At 51.8% G+C, this 23,594-nt stretch carries 24 protein-coding genes; 11 read left to right on the top strand and 13 right to left on the bottom strand.

What is annotated here, in order from left to right; all coding sequences use genetic code 11:
- Positions 1-37: 37 nt before the first annotated feature.
- Positions 38-514, bottom strand: a complete 477-nt coding sequence (locus HMPREF9412_RS30290) for a Dps family protein (RefSeq protein ID WP_009595811.1) — start codon at positions 512-514, stop codon at positions 38-40.
- A 309-nt stretch (positions 515-823) separates the two neighbouring features.
- Between HMPREF9412_RS30290 and mtnK the strand changes: the two genes are divergently transcribed.
- The gene (gene mtnK, locus HMPREF9412_RS30295; protein WP_009595845.1) at positions 824-2,047 is read left to right on the top strand and encodes an S-methyl-5-thioribose kinase; all 1,224 of its coding nucleotides are present in this window, start codon (positions 824-826) and stop codon (positions 2,045-2,047) included.
- Entirely contained in the window at positions 2,044-3,123 is a 1,080-nt protein-coding gene (gene mtnA / locus HMPREF9412_RS30300; protein WP_009595836.1) for an S-methyl-5-thioribose-1-phosphate isomerase, read from the top strand. Before mtnK ends, mtnA begins: the two co-directional genes overlap by 4 nt.
- 199 nt (positions 3,124-3,322) lie before the next feature.
- On the opposite strand, the gene HMPREF9412_RS30305 is transcribed toward mtnA, so the two are convergent.
- Positions 3,323-3,625 carry a YunC family protein gene (locus HMPREF9412_RS30305; RefSeq protein WP_009595810.1) on the bottom strand — a complete coding sequence of 101 codons (303 nt, stop codon included), beginning with the start codon at positions 3,623-3,625 and terminating at the stop codon, positions 3,323-3,325.
- A 233-nt stretch (positions 3,626-3,858) separates the two neighbouring features.
- On the opposite strand from HMPREF9412_RS30305, the gene HMPREF9412_RS30310 reads away from it, so the two are divergent.
- Entirely contained in the window at positions 3,859-4,398 is a 540-nt protein-coding gene (locus tag HMPREF9412_RS30310; protein WP_254664140.1) for a hypothetical protein, read from the top strand.
- Positions 4,399-4,480: 82 nt separating this feature from the next.
- Here HMPREF9412_RS30310 and HMPREF9412_RS30315 read toward each other — a convergent pair whose 3' ends face one another.
- Complete coding sequence (locus HMPREF9412_RS30315) at positions 4,481-4,858, bottom strand: DUF423 domain-containing protein (protein WP_009595784.1); 378 nt, start codon at positions 4,856-4,858, stop codon at positions 4,481-4,483.
- A gap of 211 nt (positions 4,859-5,069) precedes the next feature.
- Here HMPREF9412_RS30315 and HMPREF9412_RS30320 point away from each other — a divergent pair, with 211 nt between their 5' ends.
- Both HMPREF9412_RS30320 and yhbH read left to right on the top strand, forming a co-directional pair.
- Positions 5,070-5,492 (top strand): hypothetical protein, encoded by a 423-nt coding sequence (locus HMPREF9412_RS30320; protein WP_254664141.1) that lies wholly within the window; start codon positions 5,070-5,072, stop codon positions 5,490-5,492.
- 165 nt (positions 5,493-5,657) lie between these two features.
- Positions 5,658-6,818, top strand: a complete 1,161-nt coding sequence (yhbH, locus tag HMPREF9412_RS30325) for a sporulation protein YhbH (RefSeq protein WP_009595852.1) — start codon at positions 5,658-5,660, stop codon at positions 6,816-6,818.
- Between the two features lie 129 nt (positions 6,819-6,947).
- Here the strand turns inward: yhbH and HMPREF9412_RS33060 are convergent, their stop codons facing one another.
- Entirely contained in the window at positions 6,948-7,115 is a 168-nt protein-coding gene (locus HMPREF9412_RS33060; protein WP_175320829.1) for a hypothetical protein, read from the bottom strand.
- Between the two features lie 38 nt (positions 7,116-7,153).
- On the opposite strand from HMPREF9412_RS33060, the gene HMPREF9412_RS33065 reads away from it, so the two are divergent.
- The 3 genes from HMPREF9412_RS33065 (at position 7,154) to HMPREF9412_RS30335 (ending at position 10,488) form a co-directional block, all read left to right on the top strand.
- Positions 7,154-7,291 (top strand): hypothetical protein, encoded by a 138-nt coding sequence (locus tag HMPREF9412_RS33065; protein ID WP_009595812.1) that lies wholly within the window; start codon positions 7,154-7,156, stop codon positions 7,289-7,291.
- The gene (locus HMPREF9412_RS30330; protein WP_009595849.1) at positions 7,275-9,482 is read left to right on the top strand and encodes an acyltransferase family protein; all 2,208 of its coding nucleotides are present in this window, start codon (positions 7,275-7,277) and stop codon (positions 9,480-9,482) included. The genes HMPREF9412_RS33065 and HMPREF9412_RS30330 overlap by 17 nt, the downstream gene beginning before the upstream one ends.
- 169 nt (positions 9,483-9,651) lie before the next feature.
- A complete protein-coding gene (locus tag HMPREF9412_RS30335) occupies positions 9,652-10,488 on the top strand; it encodes a sulfurtransferase (protein ID WP_036674158.1) in 837 nt (278 codons plus the stop codon).
- Between the two features lie 298 nt (positions 10,489-10,786).
- On the opposite strand, the gene HMPREF9412_RS30340 is transcribed toward HMPREF9412_RS30335, so the two are convergent.
- The 3 genes from HMPREF9412_RS30340 to HMPREF9412_RS30350 all read right to left on the bottom strand — a co-directional run bounded on the left by HMPREF9412_RS30340 (position 10,787) and on the right by HMPREF9412_RS30350 (position 13,649).
- A complete protein-coding gene (locus tag HMPREF9412_RS30340; protein WP_009595835.1) occupies positions 10,787-11,017 on the bottom strand; it encodes a helix-turn-helix domain-containing protein in 231 nt (76 codons plus the stop codon).
- An 18-nt stretch (positions 11,018-11,035) separates the two neighbouring features.
- The gene (locus HMPREF9412_RS30345; RefSeq protein ID WP_009595736.1) at positions 11,036-11,653 is read right to left on the bottom strand and encodes a DUF2975 domain-containing protein; all 618 of its coding nucleotides are present in this window, start codon (positions 11,651-11,653) and stop codon (positions 11,036-11,038) included.
- A gap of 1,024 nt (positions 11,654-12,677) precedes the next feature.
- Positions 12,678-13,649 carry a hypothetical protein gene (locus HMPREF9412_RS30350; RefSeq protein WP_009595761.1) on the bottom strand — a complete coding sequence of 324 codons (972 nt, stop codon included), beginning with the start codon at positions 13,647-13,649 and terminating at the stop codon, positions 12,678-12,680.
- Positions 13,650-13,864: 215 nt separating this feature from the next.
- Here HMPREF9412_RS30350 and HMPREF9412_RS30355 point away from each other — a divergent pair, with 215 nt between their 5' ends.
- The gene (locus HMPREF9412_RS30355; RefSeq protein ID WP_009595742.1) at positions 13,865-14,362 is read left to right on the top strand and encodes a DinB family protein; all 498 of its coding nucleotides are present in this window, start codon (positions 13,865-13,867) and stop codon (positions 14,360-14,362) included.
- Between the two features lie 89 nt (positions 14,363-14,451).
- On the opposite strand, the gene HMPREF9412_RS30360 is transcribed toward HMPREF9412_RS30355, so the two are convergent.
- From HMPREF9412_RS30360 to HMPREF9412_RS30370, 3 genes are all read right to left on the bottom strand, one after another.
- Positions 14,452-15,645, bottom strand: coding sequence for a multidrug effflux MFS transporter (locus tag HMPREF9412_RS30360; protein WP_009595832.1), 1,194 nt, complete (start codon positions 15,643-15,645; stop codon positions 14,452-14,454).
- Between the two features lie 283 nt (positions 15,646-15,928).
- On the bottom strand, positions 15,929-16,465 hold the full coding sequence (locus tag HMPREF9412_RS30365; RefSeq protein WP_009595770.1) for an SMI1/KNR4 family protein: 537 nt from the start codon (positions 16,463-16,465) through the stop codon (positions 15,929-15,931).
- 134 nt (positions 16,466-16,599) lie between these two features.
- Positions 16,600-17,364: an SDR family oxidoreductase gene (locus HMPREF9412_RS30370; RefSeq protein ID WP_009595744.1), complete on the bottom strand. Its 765-nt coding sequence runs from the start codon at positions 17,362-17,364 to the stop codon at positions 16,600-16,602.
- A 323-nt stretch (positions 17,365-17,687) separates the two neighbouring features.
- Here HMPREF9412_RS30370 and HMPREF9412_RS30375 point away from each other — a divergent pair, with 323 nt between their 5' ends.
- Positions 17,688-18,524: a YitT family protein gene (locus tag HMPREF9412_RS30375; RefSeq protein ID WP_009595825.1), complete on the top strand. Its 837-nt coding sequence runs from the start codon at positions 17,688-17,690 to the stop codon at positions 18,522-18,524.
- Between the two features lie 92 nt (positions 18,525-18,616).
- On the opposite strand, the gene HMPREF9412_RS30380 is transcribed toward HMPREF9412_RS30375, so the two are convergent.
- Positions 18,617-19,504 carry a hypothetical protein gene (locus HMPREF9412_RS30380; RefSeq protein WP_009595737.1) on the bottom strand — a complete coding sequence of 296 codons (888 nt, stop codon included), beginning with the start codon at positions 19,502-19,504 and terminating at the stop codon, positions 18,617-18,619.
- Positions 19,505-19,892: 388 nt separating this feature from the next.
- On the opposite strand from HMPREF9412_RS30380, the gene gdhA reads away from it, so the two are divergent.
- Positions 19,893-21,272 (top strand): NADP-specific glutamate dehydrogenase, encoded by a 1,380-nt coding sequence (gene gdhA / locus HMPREF9412_RS30385; RefSeq protein ID WP_036674176.1) that lies wholly within the window; start codon positions 19,893-19,895, stop codon positions 21,270-21,272.
- 51 nt (positions 21,273-21,323) lie between these two features.
- Here the strand turns inward: gdhA and HMPREF9412_RS30390 are convergent, their stop codons facing one another.
- Together HMPREF9412_RS30390 and HMPREF9412_RS30395 are read right to left on the bottom strand one after the other, a co-directional pair.
- Complete coding sequence (locus tag HMPREF9412_RS30390; protein WP_009595789.1) at positions 21,324-22,307, bottom strand: diaminopimelate dehydrogenase; 984 nt, start codon at positions 22,305-22,307, stop codon at positions 21,324-21,326.
- 147 nt (positions 22,308-22,454) lie between these two features.
- Positions 22,455-23,516, bottom strand: a complete 1,062-nt coding sequence (locus tag HMPREF9412_RS30395; RefSeq protein ID WP_009595717.1) for a suppressor of fused domain protein — start codon at positions 23,514-23,516, stop codon at positions 22,455-22,457.
- Positions 23,517-23,594: the final 78 nt, after the last annotated feature.

Genomic DNA, 23,594 nt, shown 5'->3' on the forward strand with positions numbered 1-23,594 from the left:
GGAATGAATTAGGATATCATTCTATTGGAATCACGCTTTATCCAAGGTATGAGCGCAGCATCCACATATGCTTCTCGAGATCGGCCTTGAACCCGGTGAACATGTCGGCTGTCGGCGCATCTCCGGCTTCCTCCGCCATTTCGATGCCTTCCGCCAATTCCTCGGATACGGTAGCGAAGTCCTCGACCAAGGCTTGTACCATGCCGCGGGTATCCTCGTTGCCGGATGCCTCCTGAACGGTCGCAAGCTCCAGATATTCTTTCATCGTTGCAGCCGGCTTGCCTTTGATCGAAAGCAGGCGCTCCGCAACCTCATCCATTTTAAGCGTGATTTCGTCATACAGCTCTTCGAATTTAACATGAAGGGAGTAGAACTGCTCTCCGGTTACATACCAGTGATAATTGTGAAGTTTGACGTAGAGCACGTTGAAGTTCGCAACCTGCTGATTGAGCAATTGCTCCAGACTTGCGTTTTTCGTTTTTCCTGCAGCTTTGCCAGATGTAGTTTTTGCCATGGTTTATCCCTTCCTTTTCTATATGAAATGCACCCTGTACTGCGTCAAAGGAGCATTCGGCAGATCGGTGTATCCCCATTGTAACTGGAACCATCTGCTAATGCTATTCCTTCATTAATATATGAGTACATCCTGTGCTTGGGCGTCTATTTGTAGTTTACCCTTAGGACTGCGAAGCGAATCAGGTTCAGCTAACCTTGAGACTTGCCAAAAAATTATACAAAATTCGCGAAAAAACGTTATACTAGGTAATACCAAGCAAAAAAGTTGGCTTTGTTTTTCTTCTATTATATTTGGGGGTGACCATCCATGTCTGCATATCATCCGCTGAACGCGGACGAAGCGATACAATTAGCTAAAAGTATACCCGGCCGGTTCCCGGAGCATGCCGAACTCGAATGCCGCGAAATCGGCGACGGCAATCTCAATCTGGTGTTTCATGTCACCGCCAAAAATACGGCTGATAGTATCATTATCAAGCAAGCTGTTCCTTATGCAAAAGTCGTAGGCGAATCCTGGCCGCTGTCTCTCGACCGCGCGCGCATCGAACGTCTCGCCCTGGAGACGGAGTACTCCCTGTGCCCTGACCTCGTTCCGAAAGTATACGGCTATTCGGATGAGCTCGCCTACACCGTGATGGAAGACTTGAGCGAGTACACCATCATGCGCAAAGGCCTTATCGAAGGCATCGCCTATCCGAAGTTCGCGGAGCATATCGGCCGGTTTTTGGCCAGAACCCTGTTCTATACGTCGGATCTGGGCATGAACCAGCAGAAGAAGAAGGAACTTGCCGGCCGTTTCGTTAATCCGGATCTATGCAAAATTACCGAGGACTTAATCTTTGAGGATCCATACCGTGAATCCGCCAACAACAACTATGAACAGAGCATTGCCGATGAAGCGGAAGCCCTTCGCGCCGACCTGCCGCTTCACTTCGAAGTCGCGCTGCTGCGCCATAAGTTTCTGACCCATGCGCAAGCTCTGCTCCACGGGGATCTGCATACGGGCAGCATCTTCGTCACGCCGGAATCCACCAAGGTGATCGATCCGGAATTCGCTTATTTCGGCCCGATGGGATTCGATATCGGCGCGGTGATCGGCAACCTCCTGCTGAACTACGCGGCACAGCCGGGCTGGAGCGGGGACGAGCAGACGCTGGCCGCCAGGGAAGCCCGACTCCTCGAGATGGCGAGCGGCGTTTGGACCCACTTCGAGAACAACTTCCGCTCGCTGTGGAACGATGATCTCTTGGACGAGATGTCCCGCACGCCAGGCTATCAGGACCATTATGTGTCGCAGGTTTTGAAGGATGCCGCAGGATTCGCGGGCTGCAAAATGATTCGGCGCATCGTCGGATTGTCCCATGTTGCGGACATCGATACCATCGCAGATGATAAGGCCAGAGAGACTGCACAGCGCAAAGCGCTCGCCATCGGCAAAAATCTCGTGCGCCATCACCGCAGCATCAAGTCCTTCGAGGACATGCTGACCTTGATCAAGCAAGCATCCAAAGGAAATGAGGTATCGATATGAGCGGTATGACTACCGGCAATACCAGCACCTATGAACCGCTAAGCTCGGTTTACTGGGGAGGAGACCATCTGGTCCTTCTGGATCAGCGCTTGCTCCCGGAAGAGATCGTCTATCTTAAGCTCTATACGCCAGAGGAAGTCTGGGAAGGGATTCACTCCATGAAAGTCCGCGGCGCACCGGCGATCGGCATCGCGGCAGCATTCGGCGCCGTACTCGGCGGAATGCAGGTGGAAGCCGACCGTCGCGAGGAGTGGCTTCAGCAAATCGCAAAAACCTGCGCTTATCTCGCAACGTCCAGACCGACGGCCGTCAATCTGTTCTGGGCGCTGGACCGCATCAAGCTTGCAGCCGAGAAGCTGGCGGGTTCGGATCTCGACACGGCTGGTCTGAACGCGGCGCTGCTCGCCGAAGCCGAGGCCATCCGGGCCGAGGACGAGGATGTATGCCGCCGCATCGGCGAGCACGCCCTGCCGTTCTTCCGGGACGGGATGGGCGTGCTCACCCACTGCAATGCGGGGGGATTGGCGACCGCCAAATACGGGACCGCCCTGGCGCCAATGTATCTGGCCCATGAGCAGGGCCTGAACATCAAGGTGTTCGCGGATGAGACGAGACCCGTTCTGCAAGGTGCCCGCCTAACCGCCTTTGAACTCCAGCAGGCCGGCATCGACGTTACGCTGCTGGCAGACAACATGGCCGCCATGGTCATGTCCAAAGGTTGGATACAAGCGGTTATCGTCGGTACGGATCGCGTAGCCGCAAACGGCGATGTCGCCAACAAAATCGGTACGTATGGGGTCGCGGTTCTGGCGAAAGCCCATGGCATACCTTTTTATGTGGCGTGCCCGTTGTCCACGGTCGACCTGAATACGAAGACGGGTGCCGATATTCCGATTGAGGAGCGGCCGGCGGAAGAGATCACGGAAGGTTTCGGCAAGCGCACCGCTCCGCAAGGCGTTAAAGTGTACAATCCTGCCTTCGACATTACGCCGAACGAATACGTGACAGCGATCATTACGGAAAAAGGCGTCGTGCAAGCACCTTACGAAGAGAGCTTGAAAAGCTTGTTCGAATAAGCCGCTGCAGGATTCCCCAATATTTTTCACCATCAACGAACAAACGGACAAAAGGCCCCCGCCGATTGTCCGTTTGTTCTCTTTGATGGCGTTTCGGCGCATTTTTTTCCCTGTGAAGCTGACAAAAGCATCGCTTATCTCATTAAAAAAAGAGCGATCCGCACCGGAATCACTCTTGTACCGCTTAAGCCTGCTGGGCTCAAATCATCCGCAGGATCGCATCCTTGCCGGCGAGGCCGGGATGAATGCCCCACTTCTCCGCCTCCAAGGTTACCGATTCCAGCGGTGCCTCCAGCAGCTGCTCCAATGTGCGAACCCCAACGGCTCTCCCGGCAATAATCTTGCGGTCTGCAAGCTGTTCGTTCAGAAGGCCCACATCGAGGGCACCGCACATAATATAACCACGGGAAGTGTATACAGCCAGCAGCGTAGTTTTCGGAAGTTTGACCTCGACGCCCATAACGGTATGTCCTTCAATCTCGATCGGCAGTAAAGTCACCAATATAAACAATCCTCCCCTCACATCGGCTTAGAATTATATTTATTCTCTTTGAACCGACATGGTGCGAATGTCTCTGACATTGCGCAAGGGCGCCTTATGTTTATGGTGCGAACGTCTCTCGATTTATTAGAATAAAAATGAAATATCCGTGACATTAGGACTATGAAAATTCGAAAATTATGGTATATTTGATTCAGAAGAAAACCTGTGAAAGCTGGTGAATGATAAAAGCTATGAACACAATTCCTGTCACCGATGATAACGGCTTTTTATTCAACGTTGATATTCTGGTCAAGAGTCACTCCAACGCACTGGCTTTGCAATATTTGCTGGAAATGCTGAACGACAAGGCCGAAGTCGTCGATTTCCGGATTAAGTCCGGAATGGAACTTGGAGAAATTATCAACACCTTGGTCCAAGCCAAGAAAGATTCCGTTATTAGCAATGCCTCCCGGAAGATGGCTTCTTCCATGACTCAGCACGAGAAACCTGCTCCGCCTGCGATATCCTCGCCGGAAAAAAAGATCGCTGCAAGCGCACCTCCTGTCCAAACTCCACTCGCCGGAAATGATCCCTTTGAATGGATTAAAGTATACAGTAAGGACAATCGCCTTGTTCGCCTGACAACCAACCGCCACGGTAAGCAGACAAGCCTACCCTGCCGAATACTCAATTATGACGAAAGCAATTTCCTGGTCAACGTCTATCATGTCGATGAGAAGCAGGTATATACCTTCAAACTCAATGAAATCGACGAGTTCAGCGTGAGCTGAGTCGGCAGCATACCATAGGTATGTAAAAACGGCATCGCCGCCCTTTATCAGGGATCGGTGAAGCCGTTCTTTTTTTTGAGTACTAGTTTTTACGGGACAGCGCCGAGGACATCAGGATCAGCCAGCCTGCGATAAAGGAAACGCCGCCGATCGGCGTAATCGCCCCTAGCCATTTGATGCCGGATATACTTAACACGTAGAGACTGCCGGAAAAAATAACGGTTCCCGCGATGAATAAAGCCCCCGCCCAAAACAGCTTCCGGGATTCGCCCAGCACCTTGGCCACAATCCCCGTAATCAGGACCGCCAGTCCGTGAATCATATGATAGTGGACGCCCGTCTCATAGGTGGCAAGCTCGTCCGGCGTAATGATATCCTCCAGCATATGGGCGCCGAATGCTCCAATGGCGACGGACAATGCCATCAGGATCGAGCCCCATGCGATGAAAGCACGACTCATGTTTTTTCAACCCCTTTTTGTCAGCGGACACCCGTGTCCATATGTAATCATGTTAAGTTTAACGGATTCGCGTACGCTTTTCCACCGGCGTGTAAGCGCTTTGGACTTGATTTCAGGGCCATTTTGTGAAAGATTAATAAGGATGTCTTTTATTTGGAAACCCTGCATGGACCCATTAAGAATGAATCTCAAGTTAGGAGCGATTATGTACATGGATCAACAATCACCTTCCTCTCCATCCGAGGGGCAAGATTCGCCCAAGCGACCTATAACCACCTTCATTCCTCCCGAGGACAGAAAGAACTCCCGCTTCGGCATCGCATCATTCATTCTGTCGATCGTGACGCTGCTTGGTTATATTCTGCTCGGCGCACTCGGCACCACGATGATTGAACCTTACATGACGGAAAACGGGCCGATCCTGGAGCCGACGCAGGAAACGCTTGAAGCGATGACCACGCTGGCGGCCGTTTTCATTCTCGTGATGATCATCAATATCGTCGGCCTGGCGCTTGGCATTGTCGGCTGCTTCTCTAAGACACGCAAGCGTGCCGTCGCCGTCATTGCCACCATCGTGAACGGCGTAGTCATCGTCACCATCGGCGCCCTTTTCCTATTCGTATTAAGCGCATAAGGATTACGTACCGGGACACTTGCCTGATCCATTTCAGGTTAAGTGTCTTTTTCATGGCAAACACGGATTCACACTCACATATCGCTCTTTCTCCCGAATATAATGAGATACTACAGCCGAAAAGACGGCAACCGTGTCAAGGCTACACTTGGGAGGTGACTGTCCGTGCAAAATGAAGACGCTCTGTCGTTTGTCGTATCCCGTGAAGACTGGTCGCTGCACCGCAAAGGCTATCAGGATCAGGTACGTCACCAGCATAAAATCCGCGAAGTGATCAAACGCAACCTGCCCGACCTTATTACTGAGGAAAACATTATTTTGTCCGACGGAAAGCAGATCATTAAAGTTCCGATCCGAAGCCTTGACGAATACCGTTTCATCTACAATTACCAGAAGCAAAAGCATGTCGGTCAAGGCGACGGTGACAGTCAGGTTGGGGACGTCCTTGGACGCGACCCTTCAGCGGCCCAGCCCGGAAAAGGAGAATCGGCCGGTGACCAGGCGGGACAGGATATTGTGGAAACCGAGGTCAGCCTGGAAGAGCTGGAGAATATGCTGTTTGAGGAGCTGGAGCTCCCGCTTCTGCAGCCCAAGGATAAAGAGCAGATCGAGACGGAGTCCATCGTGTTCAACGACATCCGCAAAAAAGGCATCATGTCCAACATCGATAAGAAACGCACCATCCTGGAGAATCTGCGCCGCAATGCGAGGGACGGCAAGCCCGGCATTCACGGCATCAGTCCGGACGACCTGCGCTACAAAACCTGGGACGACACCGTCATACCGGAATCCAATGCGGTCATCATCGCCATGATGGACACTTCCGGTTCCATGGGTTCCTTCGAGAAATACTGCGCTCGCAGCTTTTTCTTCTGGATGACCCGTTTCCTCCGCAAGCAGTACGAGAAGGTGGAAATCGTGTTTATCGCCCACCATACCGAAGCGAAGGAAGTGACCGAAGAGGAGTTCTTCACGCGCGGCGAAAGCGGCGGTACGATATGTTCATCCGCGTATCAGAAGGCGCTGGATATCATTCACCACCGGTACCCTCCTTCCAAATACAACATCTATCCCTTCCACTTCTCGGACGGCGATAATCTCACATCCGATAATGAACGCTGCGTCAAACTCATCGGGGAGCTGCTGAAGGTGAGCAACATGTTCGGTTACGGCGAGGTCAATCAATACAATCGCAGCAGCACGCTGATGTCGGCATATAAAAATATCAAGCTGGACCAATTCATGTACCATGTCATAAAGGACAAAGGGGAAGTGTACGAGGCGCTCAAGACCTTTTTTCGGAAACGGCAAGGAGCCGCTACCTGATTCTAAAGTCGATAAGTGAAAGAAAAAAATAAATATCGGTTGACCTGGACACTGGAGGAGGCAGGGACCTCCTCTTTCTTATGGCCTCCTGCGATACGGCTAACAGCCCGTTGCCGAATAATGGATATGTCAAGCATAACGGTTTGTCATTTCAAATGAAAAATCTGTCTTATTATTGACATCACAATGTAGCCGTAGGTTCATTTTTTTGTCACCTTCTGTTTTTCCAAGGATGGTAGTATTAGCTATGACATCTTGTTGCAGGATATTACAGGATTCGATAAACGTCTCCTGCATATGAAATATCCTCCTATAAAGGAAAGGGAAGGTTTACCATGTTCCAAATGACACATCGACTATCCAGCACCCAGACGTTTGAGAATATGTCCTACATATTATCGCAGCGGCTGTTACAGGGCGGCATGAGCGCAGATCCTTCGAGAGGAGTGATCTTCCGTGCCGATATCCGATAAACCCCATTCACGCTACATGCCCGGTCTTGACGGACTGCGGGCCCTCGCATTAATCGGAGTGATGGGCTACCACTGGAATTTTGGCTTTGCAGGCGGCGGGTTTCTCGGGGTAAGTTTATTCTTCGTATTGTCCGGTTACCTCATTACGGATATTTTGGCTTCGCAATGGCATCATCATAGGCGGATTGATCTCAAAGATTTTTGGATACGGAGATTCCGGCGTCTCCTGCCGGCGATGCTGCTCATGCTGTTCATCCTTGTGGTATGGGTAACGCTGTTCGACCGGTCAAGATTGGCTACGCTTCGAAGTGAAGTGCTCGGAGCGGTTACGTACATAAGCAACTGGCAGTTTATTTTTCAGCAGCAATCCTATTTTGAATCATTTGGTCCGCCTTCTCCGCTGGGGCATTTCTGGTCGCTAGCGGTGGAAGAACAATTCTACCTGCTGTGGCCGGTTATCATGCTGGCGGCGCTCAAGCTGTTTCCCCGCCGAGGGCAGCTTTTTGGGTTCATTGCCGCCGGTGCCGCGATTTCCGCGCTGCTCATGGCCGTGATCTATCAGCCGGGCGACGATCCAAGCCGGGTCTACTACGGTACGGATACCCGGGCGTTCGGCCTGCTCATCGGAGCGGGGCTGGCCATTGTATGGCCCAGCTGGAAGCTGTCCTCCCGCGCCTCAAGAGGCATCCGCTATAAACTCAACATGACGGGCGCCTCGGCAATGCTTATCATTCTCTACATGATGTGGCAGGTGGACCGTTACGATGCATTCCTGTATCAAGGAGGCATGTTCCTCTTTTCCTTGGCCGCTGCCGTGCTCGTAGCGGTGCTGGCCCACCCTGCGGCTTCCATCAGCCGCTTGTTAAGCTGGAAGCCGCTGCTGTGGATCGGCGTTCGTTCCTATGGCATCTACTTATGGCATTACCCGGTCATGATCCTGACCTCGCCTGATTCCGGCGCTAGCGATCTCAGTTTGCTCCAGACTGCGCTGCAAATCACCGCAAGCGTTCTGCTGGCCGCGCTATCCTGGAAGTATGTCGAAGAACCGATACGGCATGGCGGGCTTAAAAAATTATGGCTTAAAGCCCGTTCGCTTCGCCGCCGCCCGGCTTCGATTTCGTTAAGAGGCTGGATCGTGTCCCTGAGCTCTCTTATGCTGATCGCCATATTCTGTTCGGGGATGATGAGCAGCGTGTCCTCTGCAAGAACGGTGGGCGATATCGCTGCCATGCTGAACATCGATGACCCTGCTCCAGAGGAAGCGGCGCAGACTCCAAGCACCGGACCTGCTACGGTCGAACCGCCGCAACCGGTCGACACGAACGGAGACAACGCAGCGCCTCCTGCCGTAGAGCCAACGAATCAACCGGATACGGTGAAGGAGCCGAATTCTAGGGATGAAGGGGCTAAGGCTCCGCTTTCGGACGGAGCGGCGGACTCTGGAGATAACGACGCTGGTGCTGGTGAGAACGAGATGCCGGACCCAGCGGCAGAGAACAACCAAGACGTCCAAGACAAGCAAACCGGCGGAGAAAGCGATCCTATGGATAAGGCTGACTCCGGGAAACCGATTCCGGATCAAACGGAAAAGGGGAAGACTGATAAGCCGAATGCAGATCAGGTCGATAAGCCGGATCCATCCAAGGACCCGGCAAGCGGAACTTCCGACGGCAAGAGCGATCCTGCCAAACCGACGACGAAGCCGGAGCAGCCACCGGTAACCAAGTCCGCCATCACGGCCATCGGGGATTCGGTGATGCTCGGGGTCTCTCCTTATCTGGAAAAATCGCTGCCCGGCATTCACGTCGATGCGGTGATTGGCCGCCAAATGCGTCAGGCCGATGAGCTGATTCCGGCCCTGAAATCCCAAAATCGGATTGACGGCGGCATTGTCATCATCGGGCTCGGAACCAACGGGGCCTTCTCGCAAAAGGATCTCGATTCCCTGCTGGGCCCTCTGGATTCGGCCAAACAGATTCTGCTTATCAATACGCGCGTTCCGCGCGATTGGGAACAGAACGTTAACGGCATGCTCGCCAAAGCAGCCGAACGGAACCCGAAAGTTACGCTGGTGGATTGGTATTCAGCCAGTAAGGACCATCCGGAATACTTCCGGTCCGACGGCGTCCATCTGGAGCCGGAAGGCGCCGAGGCTTATACGTCCATGCTGCTTCAAGCCATCAAGAAATAAACGGTTTGTCCTGATTCTTGCCATCATTCATTCTTATATCGTCGACCTGATCTCATCATTTGATGAGACAGGTCGACTTTTTAGTTATATACGTATTCGCTAGCAGCAATATGATATAATTCGGTTACTTAATCTCATCATTTATTAATAGAAGGCGGTGTCCTGGCATATGAACAATATCGTGACAATGAAATGGCTGCTGGCAAGACTCTATGAACCGGATCTGGTCATCGTCGATTGCCGTTTTGCCCTCGGCAAACCGGAAAGCGGCCGAGCCACATACGAGGAATCGCATATTCCGCGGGCGGTTTACCTCGACCTGGAGAAGGACCTCTCCTCCCCCATTACCGAGCACGGCGGTCGCCATCCCCTGCCGGACCTGGATCGCCTTGCACAACGTCTAGGCCAGTCCGGCATTCAGGGCAGCAGCCGCGTCGTGATCTACGATGACCAGGGCGGAGCCATGGCGAGCCGACTATGGTGGCTGCTGAAATATACCGGCCACGAGCAGGCTTATGTATTGGATGAAGGGTTTACGGCTTGGAAGAACGCTTCGTATCCGGTAACGGACGAACAGCCGGTCGTCATTCCGGTTACATATAACATCAATCTTAAACCCGATAAACGGGTCCGCGTCGATGAAGTACGCACGGCTTCGCAGCAGGGAAGCAAAACGCTCATCGATTCCCGAGAGCCGCGCAGATATGCCGGATTGGAGGAGCCTATGGACACCAAAGCCGGGCATATTCCGGGTGCTGTGAACTATTTCTGGAAAGGCGTCCTGGATGATTCCGGACATTGGAAGGATGCGGAAGCGATCCGCGAGCATTTCTCGGACATCCCGCAAGATGCCGAGATCATTGTATACTGCGGCTCCGGCGTCACCGCTTGTCCGAACGTGCTAGCCCTGGAGGAAGCCGGGTACGGCAACGTAAAGCTGTACGCGGGCAGCTGGAGCGATTGGATCAGCTATGAGGAGAACCCCGTGGCGACGGGGGAAGAATAACCTGCAAGAACCCGCGCTCTGCGCGGGTTCTTTTTGTTGGGGCTAGGGTGGTGTATCGGTACACAGTGCTCTGAGATATTCCGAGTCAACGAGGAGTCAACAAGAAGGGTTGATCCATGTGTACTTTGTCTTGAGCATACCTCCCATGAAGTAGTCGCCTTGGCATGCTTTACATAGCAGAGAGAGAGCTCGAAGGCTCCCACTGAGTCAACAACAGATAAAAGTAATCAACTTTCGATCAACAATAAGTCCCATGATAAGCTTGCCAAAAAAACAATTGAAGGGAGAATAGGCACCTTCAATCAATTTCACAGCTGTCGCTATCGGCCGGAACAAATTCCAGAATGTCTCCCGGCTGACAGTCTAGAATTTCGCAGATCGCTTCCAAGGTAGAGAACCGAATCGCCTTCACTTTCCCCGTTTTCAGATTGGACAGATTGACGTTCGAGATCCCTACCTTGTCGGCCAGATCATTCAATTTCATTTTTTTGTCGGCCAGAACTCGGTCCAGACGTATAATAATCGGCACTATCATCAGTCTCCATTCTCATAAAGTCGAATCATGCTCTTCCTGCAGAAGAGCACCGTACTTGAAAATCTCGGAGACGAACAGCACTAGTATGCCGATGATAATTCCGATTAAAGCGATACCGCCCAGATTGATTGAGAAGATGCGAGTAACGAACAGGCAGATCAGAATATTGAGAACGAGCTTCGCCAGCAAAGAATACAGGATAACGATGATTCCCAGCCTTTTCAGACGGGCGGCATTCGCCAGACTAAACGGGCTGTTTCCGCTAAGTATGCTTCCTATTATATAGCGAATCTGGCCGATCGAGTAGATGTAGGCACAGAAGACAAGTGTGGCATTGGTCAAGCTGACGACCAGATAAGCGTTCTTGGCATCGAACATGTCGGGATTGATCGGTTGAAAATAAGTGAAAGGCACCATGACGCTCTTCGTCACCGTATCCGATAACGGTACTGAAAAGAACCAGTGCGCGATTCCCTTCTCTGCGTAGAACATCTCCTGGGGCTTCAATCCGAGCCATAGATTGAAACAGACGTATGCAATGAGCAGCCCGATTCCTCCCCAGTATCCGATCTTAAGCGCAGTGTGCATTCTTTTGAAGCCAGGTTTGGCTTTGAATTCAATTCCGTTCATGCGCAATCTCCTTTTCATGTGAACTTACAATATATACTAAATGATTCATTTATGAAAAACAATAACTATTTAATGATAAACATTAAATTCAAAATAAGCTGCTTTATGATGGTAAGGCGTGCACGGATCGCATAGCGCCAAACTTCTTAGACAAAGTGGAAGATCGAATTACCGAAGCAATTACCGGTACAGTGGGTTCAAGTGGACAGCATGTCCCAATGAAACTAACCTTGAGGCATAGATTCCTGCGCTCACCGTATAAACAAGAGGTAACGATAGTGGATACATCAGTTTCACCTACACACGTTTTGTCTAGACGTTAATCACGCGCGCTCACCTACATACACTGCTAGATGTGGCGTGGTACTGTGTACCCGTGTCATACCCATGGCAGTGCTGATCTCGCTTTTATCCTATTTTCCAAAAGCCTCTGGGCAGACACGAAGTCCTTACCGACGAGGGGATGAACCCAAATCTGCTTATGCCTTTACAGATGTACATCTTTTTTTATACCGTAAATCTACTTTTCTTATATTTATGGTCTTCTGAGGTGCTTGCTGGCGAGGAACTGAAGAGTGCCAGGAGGTACATGGGCAGATGTGGACATTGTGGATGTGATGCTGTGTATATCAAGAGGTTGATGCTGTTGTCGCGATACGTCTGTCGGGTCAGGTATAGCTTATACGGTGTATTCCCCGACATAATCTTGTTTGGATAGCTGATGTGACTGACGCTGCATGAAGGTCCTCTCCCTTTGCGGTGTATTCTGGCGAGGTTACAAAAGGGAGACCACTCGTAGCAATGTGGCTGATTGGGTCCAAGACCGGCTCTGGGACCAATGCCCCTACGTAACTCGCATGGCCTGTTGTGTAGGCACTTTCTGCCATGATCGCAAGCTGGAGCGATTGGATCAGCTATGAGGAGAACCCGGTGGCGACCGGGAAGGAATCACTAGGTTGAAATCGGGAAAAGCCCGCTATGGTAGCGGGCTTTTCATTATTTTATTGATCATCTGCATTCTTTCCTACATTAGAATTCCTGAGAAATGCTCAAGAGCCATTGAGCGTATCCGGTTCTCCTCAGGGATATTCTCGTAGAGAAGAGACTCTTTGCCCGCTTCCGCCATTCGCTTGCGGAGTGCAGCAATTCGGCCTTTGCCGGAATCGATAAACCGGAAGTCGATCTGGCGCAGGCACTCCATATTTGTTAAGCCGTCCAAGGCCTCCGCTTTGATCCTTGTAGAGATCTCCTTCAGCATTAGAACCTCCAACCGGTCCGCGGTCCACAGATTCCCGATCTCCTGCAAGGATTTCATATAATCCAGTTCAAGCTGCCGAAGATTTCGCATATGCGAGAAATCGCACAAGCGCTCGACTTTCGGCAGCGACAAGTGCAGAAAGGCCAGATGATCCAATGCCGCCAGGTCATCAATATGCACAAGGTTGCGGACGGAGGACAGCCTCAGCATGCTTACATTCGAATCGGCCAACACGTTAAGCGAACCGTTCAATGTACAGCTGTATAAGGCCAGATACTTCATCAAGGGCAAATCCACGACAAAATCCATTTGATCGATGGAGCAGTTCAGGACCAGCGTATCCAGGCGAATGCAGTCGGCAATCGGCGCTAGATCATCGAATTTACCGCTGAGCTCCAGGTATTTTAGAAACTTGTAGCTCCGGATAAAATCGATGCCTTGCGTTTTGGGCGAGCGTAACTTAAGAAACTCCATTCGATCCATCGCGCCCAGCCTAGTTAAATCCTGCCGCTGTTTCAGATCCAAATGTAAAGCAGCAACAAACTTCAATCCCGCGAGCGTCTTCAGAAATTCATCGGTATATCTTCCGTTCGCTTCTGCATGATAAATATGCAGTATCAGGTCCGGACGCTTGGAAAACACCTGCTCGTCCAGCTTCAGCAGATCTTCCGCATCGTCTGCCCCGACAACAAAACCGATGGTTGCACGGTTTCTCAGCTGTTTAACGGCACTATGCATGCCTCCACTCCGCCTTAAAGCTAGTTAACATAGTACCAAAATATGGGCAAATCTTCCACTTCAACCGAAGAGAAGAAGCCGTCCTTCTTCGTGTTGACGAAGAGGACAGCTTCAATGCAATTCTAAAAACTCTACTAGAAAGTAAGCGTCAAAGAGAGCTTTCCTCCCAACCGGAAAATATAGTATGCTAAGCCATATGAGGGGAGAGGATTATTATGGTAAAACAACTGATCATCGGCGATGCAGCGCAGGAACTGGCTCATACGCGCCGCGTTCTGGAACGCTTGCCCGAGGAGCATATGTCGTGGAAGCCGCACGAGAAATCGATGTCACTGGGCGGGCTGGCCACGCACCTGATTAACCTGCTGAACTGGCAAATCGCGATTTTTCAGTACCCGGAGTTCGATCTTTCGAGTGTGCCGCTGCGACGGGAGGCTTTGAACAAACGCACCGACGTTCTGGAGGAATTCGACGCGAACACCGGCAAGTTGGAGCAGCTGCTCGCCGAATGCGACGAGAAAACGCTCGGCGAGGAATGGACGCTGCGCCACGGCGACCATATCATCCTCCGCGCGCCGCGGGCGATTGCGCTCCGCACCTTCGGCTTCAGCCACATGGTTCATCATCGGGCTCAGTTAGGGGTATATCTGCGGCTTCTCGATATTCCGGTGCCGGGCATCTACGGTCCATCTGCCGACGAGGCAGCGCAATGAACTAAAACTTCCCGATCGGACAACGTCAAACAGTCGCAGGGTACCGGCATAACCGCCGGCACTCTGCGACTTGTTTAGTTAATGCTTTTCTATGAACTGCTTCGTGCTTGACGGGCGAGCATTCCGCTCACGAAGACCATGACCGCGGCCAGCCCAAGAAAATACAAAGGCATGGCGACTAACGAACCGTCGTGAAGAAAGCTCATGCCGCTCGTTATCAGGCTGACGACAACGTAATAACCCAATCCGAAGATGGCCCCTGCCGTCCCGAGCACGTCTCCGTAATGGATCAGCGCCAGGCTGAGGCAGTTGGGAATGGCCATTCCGATGCCGAGCAGAATAATAAAAATACAGGATACCATCAACACCAAATCCGTCACGGTGGCTTTGATCCCGCTAAGGGCAAAACCCGTGAAGCAAAGGGCTCCCACCGACGTAATGAACGTGCTGAGCAAGATAATGCGCTCCGCCTGAAGCCGGGTCAGAAGCCTTTTCGACAGCATCGCGCCTAAAATCGAGGACATCGCCACAAAGATTCCGAAGAAGCCGAACGAAGCAGGTTTCATCTGAAAAAATTCAATAAAAATAAAGGGCGCCTCCGCATAATAACTGAACAAAATGCCGTTGGTCGCTCCAATAAGAAAACCGAATCCCCATACTCTGCGATCAAAGAGCAGACGCTTGACCACCGAGAACGTGTTAATCCTCGAGGCGGCCTGCACTCTGGTCTCGGGCAGGGAGATCCAGGTGTAGGTCAATACGGCTGCGCTCAATATTACCAGCGTGAAGAAAACCGCTCGGAAGCCGAGCGATTGATCTACCCATCCGCCAATCAGCGGGCCTATCGCAGGAGTAAACGCCAGCACCGCCGAAATCTGGGCAAACACCGCATGGCGTTTGGCTCCGTCTACGGTCTCGCGCAAAATCGTTTGCGTGACGACAGAGCCCGTGCTGGCACCAAAAGCCTGTATGAACCGGCTGACCAATAACCATTCGGCCGAACCGGACAGATAGCAGCCCAGGCTGCCCAACCCATAAACCAGGATGCCCCACAGCATGGCGGGGCGCCGTCCGATGGAATCGGACAGCCTCCCCCAGCAATACACGCCAAAGGCAAAGCCCAAAAAGTAAATGCTGAGCGTAAGCTTGATCGCATTATTGCCCGCCCCTAAATGATAGGCGATATCCGGTAATGAAGGCGTATATATCGTTTCGCTTATTTGCGGGAAACCCACAAGAACAATAAACAACAGCAGTGACGGTTTTGAGATTTTTCTTTGCACAGCCAAACTCCCCCTTATCGTTTCAGAAAATCTCTAGTTTGCCGGCAAAGGAATTACGGGATCGGGGGTTTGCATTTGGTTAGTCTAGTAAAAGAAAGCATTGAAAGTTCACCTTTTGTTTGAAAATAAGGGGGTAGTAATCTATCTAACGAGCATTATAACAGAATCGCAGGCAAATGGGCTCCTGACTCTCACCTCCCAGGGAAAAATGCAAGAGCCCACGCGTCACGCGTGGGCTCTTGCTCCAAGGCTATACGATCCCCTGCCAGCTCTCATGGTACGCTCAATACAGCTCCCAAGTCTCCGTGCATAACGCAGGCAAAGAATCCGCAACACGCTCGCAGTCTTCATACCCCAGGTTGCCGGAATGCGCGAACAAAATTGCATATTCGCCCTTTGTCGGCGCTTCCCTCATATCGAACATATAATGGTTTCCGCTTCCATCCATCGCAAACGACACCGCACCAGGCATATACTCCGGCAGCTCGTAGGCCAGGTTCATCTCCCTCAGGTCATCCGTGTCAAAGAACTGGAAAAGACGTGCTCCCTGTTGAAATTCCCCGCCGTTGGAATACTTCAATAAATCCAAATAGCTGGCGGGAAAGTTTCGCCGAGGCAGCTTCCAGCCTGCAGGATCCAGCGGAACATATTGATCGTAGAAGGGGGAGCTTTTGTGAAAAGGATTCACTTGCCTCCCCTTGATTTCATCCATCTCCTGCACGGAAAGCCCTGTATTCCATTCCATAACAAAACGGGCAATTTGTTCTTCGGTGGCACCCGCGCGTATGTCGTACGCGTGCTCAAAATCGATATTCCACATCTTCGCCTGCCTCCGTCCCAATACTTCCTTCCTCGCAACTTCTTCAAACATTATAAAGGAAATACTGGAAAATGAAATCATGCCGCGGGAATCAGGTGCTATCTATGTTCATGGATTTGCGGCAACGGCGGCGGTCACAGATGGGTTCCTCCGCTGGCATCGATGCATTGACCGGTGATCCAGCGGCTGTCCGGCGAAGCCAGAAACGCCGCGATATCCGCGATATCCCCCGGCTCCCCCCACCTTCCGAACATCGAATAGCCGGCCCCGAACCGATACGAGTCAGGATCCTGCAGCATTCCGGCATTCATGTCGGTAGCTACGAATCCGGGCAGTATAGCATTGATCGTGATTCCGCGGGATGCCAGCTGGCTCGACAAGGAGAGCGTCAGCGCATTAATGGCCCCCTTCGTCATCGTGTACGCCGGAATATTGGGCAGGGAAATCCGGGTGACCGCAGACGATAAATTGATGATGCGCCCATTGTCCCGAAGGCGGGGAAGAGCTTGCTGTATCAGAAAGAACGGCGTTTTCACGTTAATATGCATCACTTCGTCAAAGCTCTGCTCCGTGGTTTCCTCGATGGTCTCCACCAAGCCGATCCCTGCGTTGTTAACCAGGATGTCCATTTGCGTGCTGCCCGTCCGGTCGTTCAACGCCTCATCCAGCGACTCGAACAGGGCATTTACCCCCTCCAGGGAGCGGAGGTCCGCCCCAACCGCAAAAGCCTCCCCTCCGGCCTCCGCAATCTCGCGGACGACCTCTTCCGCAGCCGCCCGGTTCTTGCCGTAGTGAACGGCGACCACGGCTCCTTCCTTCGCCAATCGGTTCGCGATGGCACGTCCGATGCCCCGGCTGGAGCCCGTAACCAAAGCCGTTGTTCCATTCCATGTTTTCATGTTCTCATCATCTCCTCTTCTTCTTTCCCTTTCAGTTTTATCACAGCCCCCATTTTGAAATGTTGCGCTCCTATTCCCGTCCTCCGCTCGATTTCAAACATGATAAAAAAGCCCCTCCTGGATAGGGGGGCTGGGTGCAGGGCATTAGCGGCGACCTGCAAGCTTATGAAAATTAAAAATCATTTACATTCCATGTGAAGATTATTATAATGAGTATATCAAAAGAGCTGCGCAACCTATGTTTGCATAAAGCGATTAAAGGATGAGTTTTTCCTTTAATCGCTTTTTTTGTGAGCTTGTTGAAAGTCATGGAGGTATATCGTATGAAAAAAAGAGCGTTTGATATGATCATGCTGCTCATCGGGGCATTTATTTTTGCGCTGGCGGTCAATTTATTCGTCATTCCGAACGATTTTGGCGAAGGCGGCGTAACCGGGATATCGATCATCCTGTTTTATGTGCTGAAATGGTCGCCGGCGCTGGTCGGCATTGTGATTAACGGGATATTGCTGATGATCGGCTACAAGCTGCTGGATAAAAAAACGACGGTTTACACCATCATCGCCGTTGCCTTTCATTCCCTGTTCCTACACTTGACGGAGAACTGGCGCATCGCGTCGGATGAGCCGGTGATCAACGCCATTTTCGCCGGACTGTTTGCCGGCGTCGGGATCGGACTCATCGTCCGGGTGGGCGGAACGACGGCAGGCACGGTGATACTGGCTCGTCTGGCCAATAAATATTGGGATTGGAATATCAGTTATGCCCTGCTGTTCTTTGACCTGATCGTGGCCGGACTGTCCGTCTTCGTAATCGGGATCGAGAAGGTGATGTTCACCGTGGTCATCCTCTACATCGGCACCAAGGCAATGGAATTCATCATTGAGGGCTTGAATCCCAAAAAAGCCGTTACCATCATCTCGACACATCATGACCGCATTGCCATTCGGGTGACGGAGATTATGGACCGTGGGGTAACCGTGCTCCGGGGGTACGGATATTACACCGGTCAGACCAAAGACGTACTCTACATCGTCATCAGCAAACAGGAAGTTTCCATGCTCAAAAAAATCGTCCGTGCCGAGGATAAAAACGCCTTTGTTACCATCCACGACGTACGTGACGTGTTCGGGGAAGGATTTATTGATATTTCCAAGTAAAGCCGAACTTATCGTTAGATAAAAAAAGATCGAAACCATCGCTAAAGGCGGGCTTCGATCTTTTTTCGTAATAACTCGGCTCCATCGAAGGATCAGGTGGACATATATCTTCCATATTCCAGCCCGAGATCCGTAATCGCATCGTCCGATACGGACAGAAGCGAAACATTCTCACCTTCCGTGCCCATCCACTGCACGCCAAGCACAAGACCAAGCTCCGATTCTGCCGCAAACAGAAAGGAGAACATGGCCGGACGCACCTCTCCTTGGTCATCCACTCTCCACGTCGAGCTCGGATCGTACTTCGCCGGATAATCGTAATACAGCCAGCCGCTCTCGCGTTTCAGCGCCAAGCTGGCCAGCATATCGTCACCTTCTCTGACGAACTGCACCAGATAGAGGGACTCTCCGTCCGGAAGCTGAATAAGCGGCCATGCCTGCTCTACCGCTCTCCCCTTGCTGTTCTTGATCTCCTGCAGCACTTGTCCATCGGCCTGCTCCGGCTTGGCCGGCTGGATGGTCAACAGCGCCTCTTCCGGAATATGGCGCTTTGGTATGATGAAGTACGTTGCATTCGGGGCGGCCGTCCCCTCCGTCACCTCGTACAGCTGCCCGGCCTGATGGCTGAAATTCTGCGAAGTTTGCCTGCCGTTATCTTCTTCCGTCGCTTGCTGCTCACCCGCATATTGGACCGGAAGCGGCTCGCCGCCCTGGCCGATGGCAATCAGCGAGGCTTCTTCATCCTGAATCGCGGCATCCGGATTAACGAGCAGCCTATGCCCCGTTTCGTCGGAAAATGCAAAGGTCCCTTCCTGTAAGGCAGCCACATCCCGGATCACCAAGGGTGGGTCCTCCTTTACGTCAGGGGCCGGCTCCACACTCGAAACGGATGGGGGTTCGACCTTCCCGTTCTCCGCATCCGCGCATGCGGTCAAGGTACATAGGGCCGTCATGAACAGCGCTGCCCATATCTTTTTCATGCCTTCAGCTCCTGTAATAAGATTCCAACTCTTCCATAACCTCAGACGAAAAAACGGCCGGAAAAGTTGATGCCAAAGTTCCTTTTATTTGTATTTTTCCATGACAAAATCGGATGATTTTTTGCATTTTCGCTACATAAAACACGGGATAATGGCTGATTAACTTACACCTAATGACAGGTTCATAGAAATATTTAATGAGTTTGCAAAAAACATTTTATTGGTAATACGAGGCAAGATTCTATAAAATTCTTTTTAACTTAAAAATGCTGAGTGCAAACTTTTAATGGTTTTGTACAAATGGTTCAAGACGGGCGTCCCTTTTCTGAAACACCAACGATTTTTCTCGCAATTCTACTTTAACGATTTGAAGGAGTGCATCGCAAAAGTGACTACGAATATTTCTGTAACTTCACCCCTTACTGCCGCGCAAGAATATGTGGAATCCATCTATAACCAAGTTGTAGCCCGCGATCCGCATGAGTCCGAGTTTCACCAAGCCGTCCGGGAATTTGTGGATTCCCTCGTCCCTGTGTTAGCCCAGCACCCGAAATATCGGGAACACGGCATTCTGGAACGCCTTGTCGAGCCGGAGCGCATGGTCACCTTCCGCGTACCTTGGGTGGATGATCAAGGCAAAACGCAAGTCAACCGCGGATTCCGCGTTCAGTTTAACAGCGCACTTGGTCCGTACAAAGGCGGCATCCGGTTCCATCCGTCGGTTTATGCCGGCATCGTCAAATTCCTCGGTTTTGAGCAAATCTTCAAAAACTCGCTCACCGGCCAGCCCATCGGCGGCGGCAAAGGCGGTTCGGACTTCGATCCGAAGGGCAAATCCGATCAGGAAGTCATGCGTTTTACCCAGAGCTTCATGACCGAGCTGTACCGTCATATCGGACCTGATTCCGATGTGCCTGCCGGCGATATCGGCGTGGGCGCTCGCGAGATCGGTTATATGTTCGGTCAATACAAACGCATCCGCGGAGGACATGAGGCCGGCGTGCTGACAGGCAAAGGCGTCATTTATGGCGGAAGCCTGGCACGTACGGAAGCAACCGGTTACGGCTGCGTCTACTTCGTACAGGAGATGCTGGCTGCGAAGGGCCTTAGCTTCCAGGACAGCCGCGTCGTGGTGTCCGGTTCGGGCAACGTCTCCATCTACGCCATCGAAAAGGCACAGCAGCTCGGTGCGCACGTCATCGCTTGCAGCGACTCTAACGGATATCTGTATGATCCGGAAGGAATTAACCTTGAAACCGTCAAGCTGCTCAAGGAGCGGGATCGTCTGCGGATCAGCGAATACGTGAAGATTCATCCGCATGCCGTATACACCGAAGGCTGCACGGGAATCTGGACGCTTCCATGCGATATCGCACTCCCTTGCGCCACGCAGAATGAGCTCGACGCCGACGCTGCGAAAACCCTCATCTCGAATGGAGTGAAGGCCATCGGCGAAGGCGCGAACATGCCTTCCACGTTGGAGGCGATTGAGCTGTTCATCAGCAAGGGCGTATTGTTTGGGCCGGCTAAAGCCGCCAATGCAGGCGGAGTTGCCGTATCGGCTCTCGAGATGAGCCAAAACAGCATGAGAATGTCATGGACGTTTGAAGAGGTGGATGCGAAGCTCCATCAAATCATGAAGAACATTTACACCAGTGCGGTAGATGCTGCAGAAGAGTATGGCGTAGCCGGCAATCTTGTGGCCGGTGCCAACATCGCAGGCTTTATCAAAGTGGCCGATGCCATGATCGCGCAAGGAATCGTATAAATCACACAAAAAAAAAAGCCCTGTCGCATATGCGGCAGGGCTTTTTGCAGCTTATAGGAGCTCGCTGCGGAGCTGTTCGGGCGTTTTTGGCGACAGGTACCCGAGCGGAATGTCAAACACCGTCTTGGCGCCCTGCTGTCCCTCTCTGCTCAAGCGATGCGCAGCTCTTGCATAAGACACGAGCACGCTTGCCGTAAATTCAGGGTTGCTGTCCAGCTTCAGGCCAAATTCAACAATTTGCTTGCTTCCGTTTCCGGTAACCCCGCTGCGGATGACAAATCCGCCGTGAGGCATCCCGGCATGCTCAGCCTCAAGCTCTTCTTGCGTAATGAAGGTAACGGTTGTATCGTAATCGGAGAAATAGTTCGGCATCGACACAATCGTCTGACGGATTTGCTCTTGGTCCGCGCCTTCTTCCGCAACGACGAAACAATCTCTCCGGTGCTTCTCGCGAGTGGCAAGCTCCGGTGTCTCGCCGGAACGGATCTGGTTAATAACCTCTTCTACAGGAACCGTGTATTGAACGCCTGCTTTCACTCCGGGTACGCGACGGATCGCATCGGAGTGGCCTTGGCTCACGCCTTTGCCCCAGAACGTATAATCTTTGCCTTCCGGCAAAATCGCTTCGGCAAGCAGACGGTTCATGGAGAACAAGCCCGGATCCCAGCCTGTCGAGATGACGCTGATATGGCCGCCGCCCATCGCCGCTTTGTTAACCTCCTGGAAAAACTCAGGAATTTTTGCGTGCGTGTCAAAGCTGTCTACCGTATTGAACATGCTGGCAAGCTGTGGCGTTTGTTCCGGCAAATCGGTAGCCGAACCGCCGCACAGAATCATCACGTCAATCTTCCCGATATATTGCTCTGCCACTGAAATATGCTCGAAACGTGCACCGGAATTGGCCGGCATTTGCTGCGGGTCTCTGCGCGTGAAGATGGCTACCAGCTCCAAATCCGGATTTTGCCCGATGGCTTTCTGCACGCCCTTGCCCAAGTTTCCATAACCTACGATCCCTACTTTAATAGTTGCGTTCAATGTTATCCTCCCTTTGTCAGTCCATTTGCTTTGACATGATGTTTATGTACTGCTTTAAAGTATAAGTATATAGACATCACACTAATTGTAAACTATTTTATATGAAGAGGAAATTGTTTCTAGCTGCATCATTCATATTTTCACCTGCTACCCGATAACTTGAACAACGTTTCCTTCCTGATCCTTGATTTCCGTCTTCACGATTTCAATTCGGATTCCAGGTAAACCGGAAAGCTCGAAGGTGCTGACCTGCGGAACCAAATGGCTTGAGAATTCACGCGCCGTCCGATCGTCCAGGATCAACGTTACATCTCCATCCTCCGCGGTCCAGCGGCTCTCGTTCCCCGGCTCAAATATGACCCGAACCTCCGAACCTACAAGGCTCAAGCTCTTCTCCTTCAGAATTCGCCCCTGCAGCAGCTTGCCGATGATGCCCGCCTGCTTGGCGCCGATTTGGAGCGCAGCCGGGGTTTTGCTTAACCAGCCCTTTTTTCCCGGTTCAAAAGCCAGCTGGCTCACATAGAGAAATCCGGTGTTCGAGCCTTCCTCCTTCATTCCTCTATCCACGGTTTCCGAGATCGAAGGTATCTTAAGAAACGAATCCCGATTCAAATCCGTTATGTAAAGCGGCATATATTCTGCACAGGCTTGCAGCACGCCAAGCGTATTCCAGGTCTGCATCGCCTCAAGCTCTTCCCGGGTAATGCCGATCATCTGCAGGAATTCGACCCGCCCATTCGGTGTATCCATGGCCGGCAGCTCGGGATCCTCGATAAAGGCGAGTGCGGTCAGCTGCGTATCGGCACCCAGGCAGATCGGTCCATTGGCATCCAAATAATCGCCCGAGCGAAAAATATTCCCGCTGTTAAACACGTATCTCCCCATATTCTGAAGCAGATTTAGCGCCCACGCCGGCGGCTCTTCCTCATCCTTCGGCTTAGCCAGCCTGAACGTCAATTCGAAGCCGTAACCGCTCTCCTCCAGATGATCCGATTCTTTATCATACAGCTCGCTAAAACCATAGGTAACCATATGCCAATGCGGCATTGGCGTATCAGAGGCATAAGCGCTGATTCCATTCAGCGGATCGGGTCCTCCAAGCGCATACGGAATCAGCGCTCCGTAATGCTTCGGCTCCTGCTCTCCATATAGCTTCAGCAGTGCATCGTCAATCGCGTCCCAGCCGGGTGCGTTATCTTCATATGTCATATCCTGTTCCCTCCCATTATCGTTTCCATCCTAAACTTCACCCTATCCGCGTCCGTTTAATCATATCCCCTTCCATTA

It is taken from the genome of Paenibacillus sp. HGF5, assembly GCF_000204455.1.
GTDB classification, from domain to species: Bacteria; Bacillota; Bacilli; order Paenibacillales; family Paenibacillaceae; genus Paenibacillus_AQ; species Paenibacillus_AQ lautus_A.

Bases quoted from the DNA above. Each gene is read 5' to 3' on its own strand.
- HMPREF9412_RS30335 (WP_036674158.1), top strand. From the start codon at position 9,652: ATGAACAATATCGTGACAATGAAATGGCTGCTGGCAAGACTCTATGAA.
- mtnK (WP_009595845.1), top strand. From the start codon at position 824: ATGTCTGCATATCATCCGCTGAACGCGGACGAAGCGATACAATTAGCT.
- HMPREF9412_RS30395 (WP_009595717.1), bottom strand. From the start codon at position 23,516: ATGACATATGAAGATAACGCACCCGGCTGGGACGCGATTGACGATGCA.
- HMPREF9412_RS30350 (WP_009595761.1), bottom strand. From the start codon at position 13,649: ATGCATAGTGCCGTTAAACAGCTGAGAAACCGTGCAACCATCGGTTTT.
- HMPREF9412_RS30365 (WP_009595770.1), bottom strand. From the start codon at position 16,465: ATGTGGAATATCGATTTTGAGCACGCGTACGACATACGCGCGGGTGCC.
- HMPREF9412_RS30310 (WP_254664140.1), top strand. From the start codon at position 3,859: ATGAACACAATTCCTGTCACCGATGATAACGGCTTTTTATTCAACGTT.
- HMPREF9412_RS33065 (WP_009595812.1), top strand. From the start codon at position 7,154: ATGTTCCAAATGACACATCGACTATCCAGCACCCAGACGTTTGAGAAT.
- HMPREF9412_RS30370 (WP_009595744.1), bottom strand. From the start codon at position 17,364: ATGAAAACATGGAATGGAACAACGGCTTTGGTTACGGGCTCCAGCCGG.
- HMPREF9412_RS30355 (WP_009595742.1), top strand. From the start codon at position 13,865: ATGGTAAAACAACTGATCATCGGCGATGCAGCGCAGGAACTGGCTCAT.
- HMPREF9412_RS33060 (WP_175320829.1), bottom strand. From the start codon at position 7,115: ATGCAGGAGACGTTTATCGAATCCTGTAATATCCTGCAACAAGATGTC.
- HMPREF9412_RS30345 (WP_009595736.1), bottom strand. From the start codon at position 11,653: ATGAACGGAATTGAATTCAAAGCCAAACCTGGCTTCAAAAGAATGCAC.
- HMPREF9412_RS30290 (WP_009595811.1), bottom strand. From the start codon at position 514: ATGGCAAAAACTACATCTGGCAAAGCTGCAGGAAAAACGAAAAACGCA.
- HMPREF9412_RS30380 (WP_009595737.1), bottom strand. From the start codon at position 19,504: ATGAAAAAGATATGGGCAGCGCTGTTCATGACGGCCCTATGTACCTTG.
- HMPREF9412_RS30320 (WP_254664141.1), top strand. From the start codon at position 5,070: ATGGATCAACAATCACCTTCCTCTCCATCCGAGGGGCAAGATTCGCCC.
- HMPREF9412_RS30315 (WP_009595784.1), bottom strand. From the start codon at position 4,858: ATGAGTCGTGCTTTCATCGCATGGGGCTCGATCCTGATGGCATTGTCC.
- HMPREF9412_RS30375 (WP_009595825.1), top strand. From the start codon at position 17,688: ATGAAAAAAAGAGCGTTTGATATGATCATGCTGCTCATCGGGGCATTT.
- mtnA (WP_009595836.1), top strand. From the start codon at position 2,044: ATGAGCGGTATGACTACCGGCAATACCAGCACCTATGAACCGCTAAGC.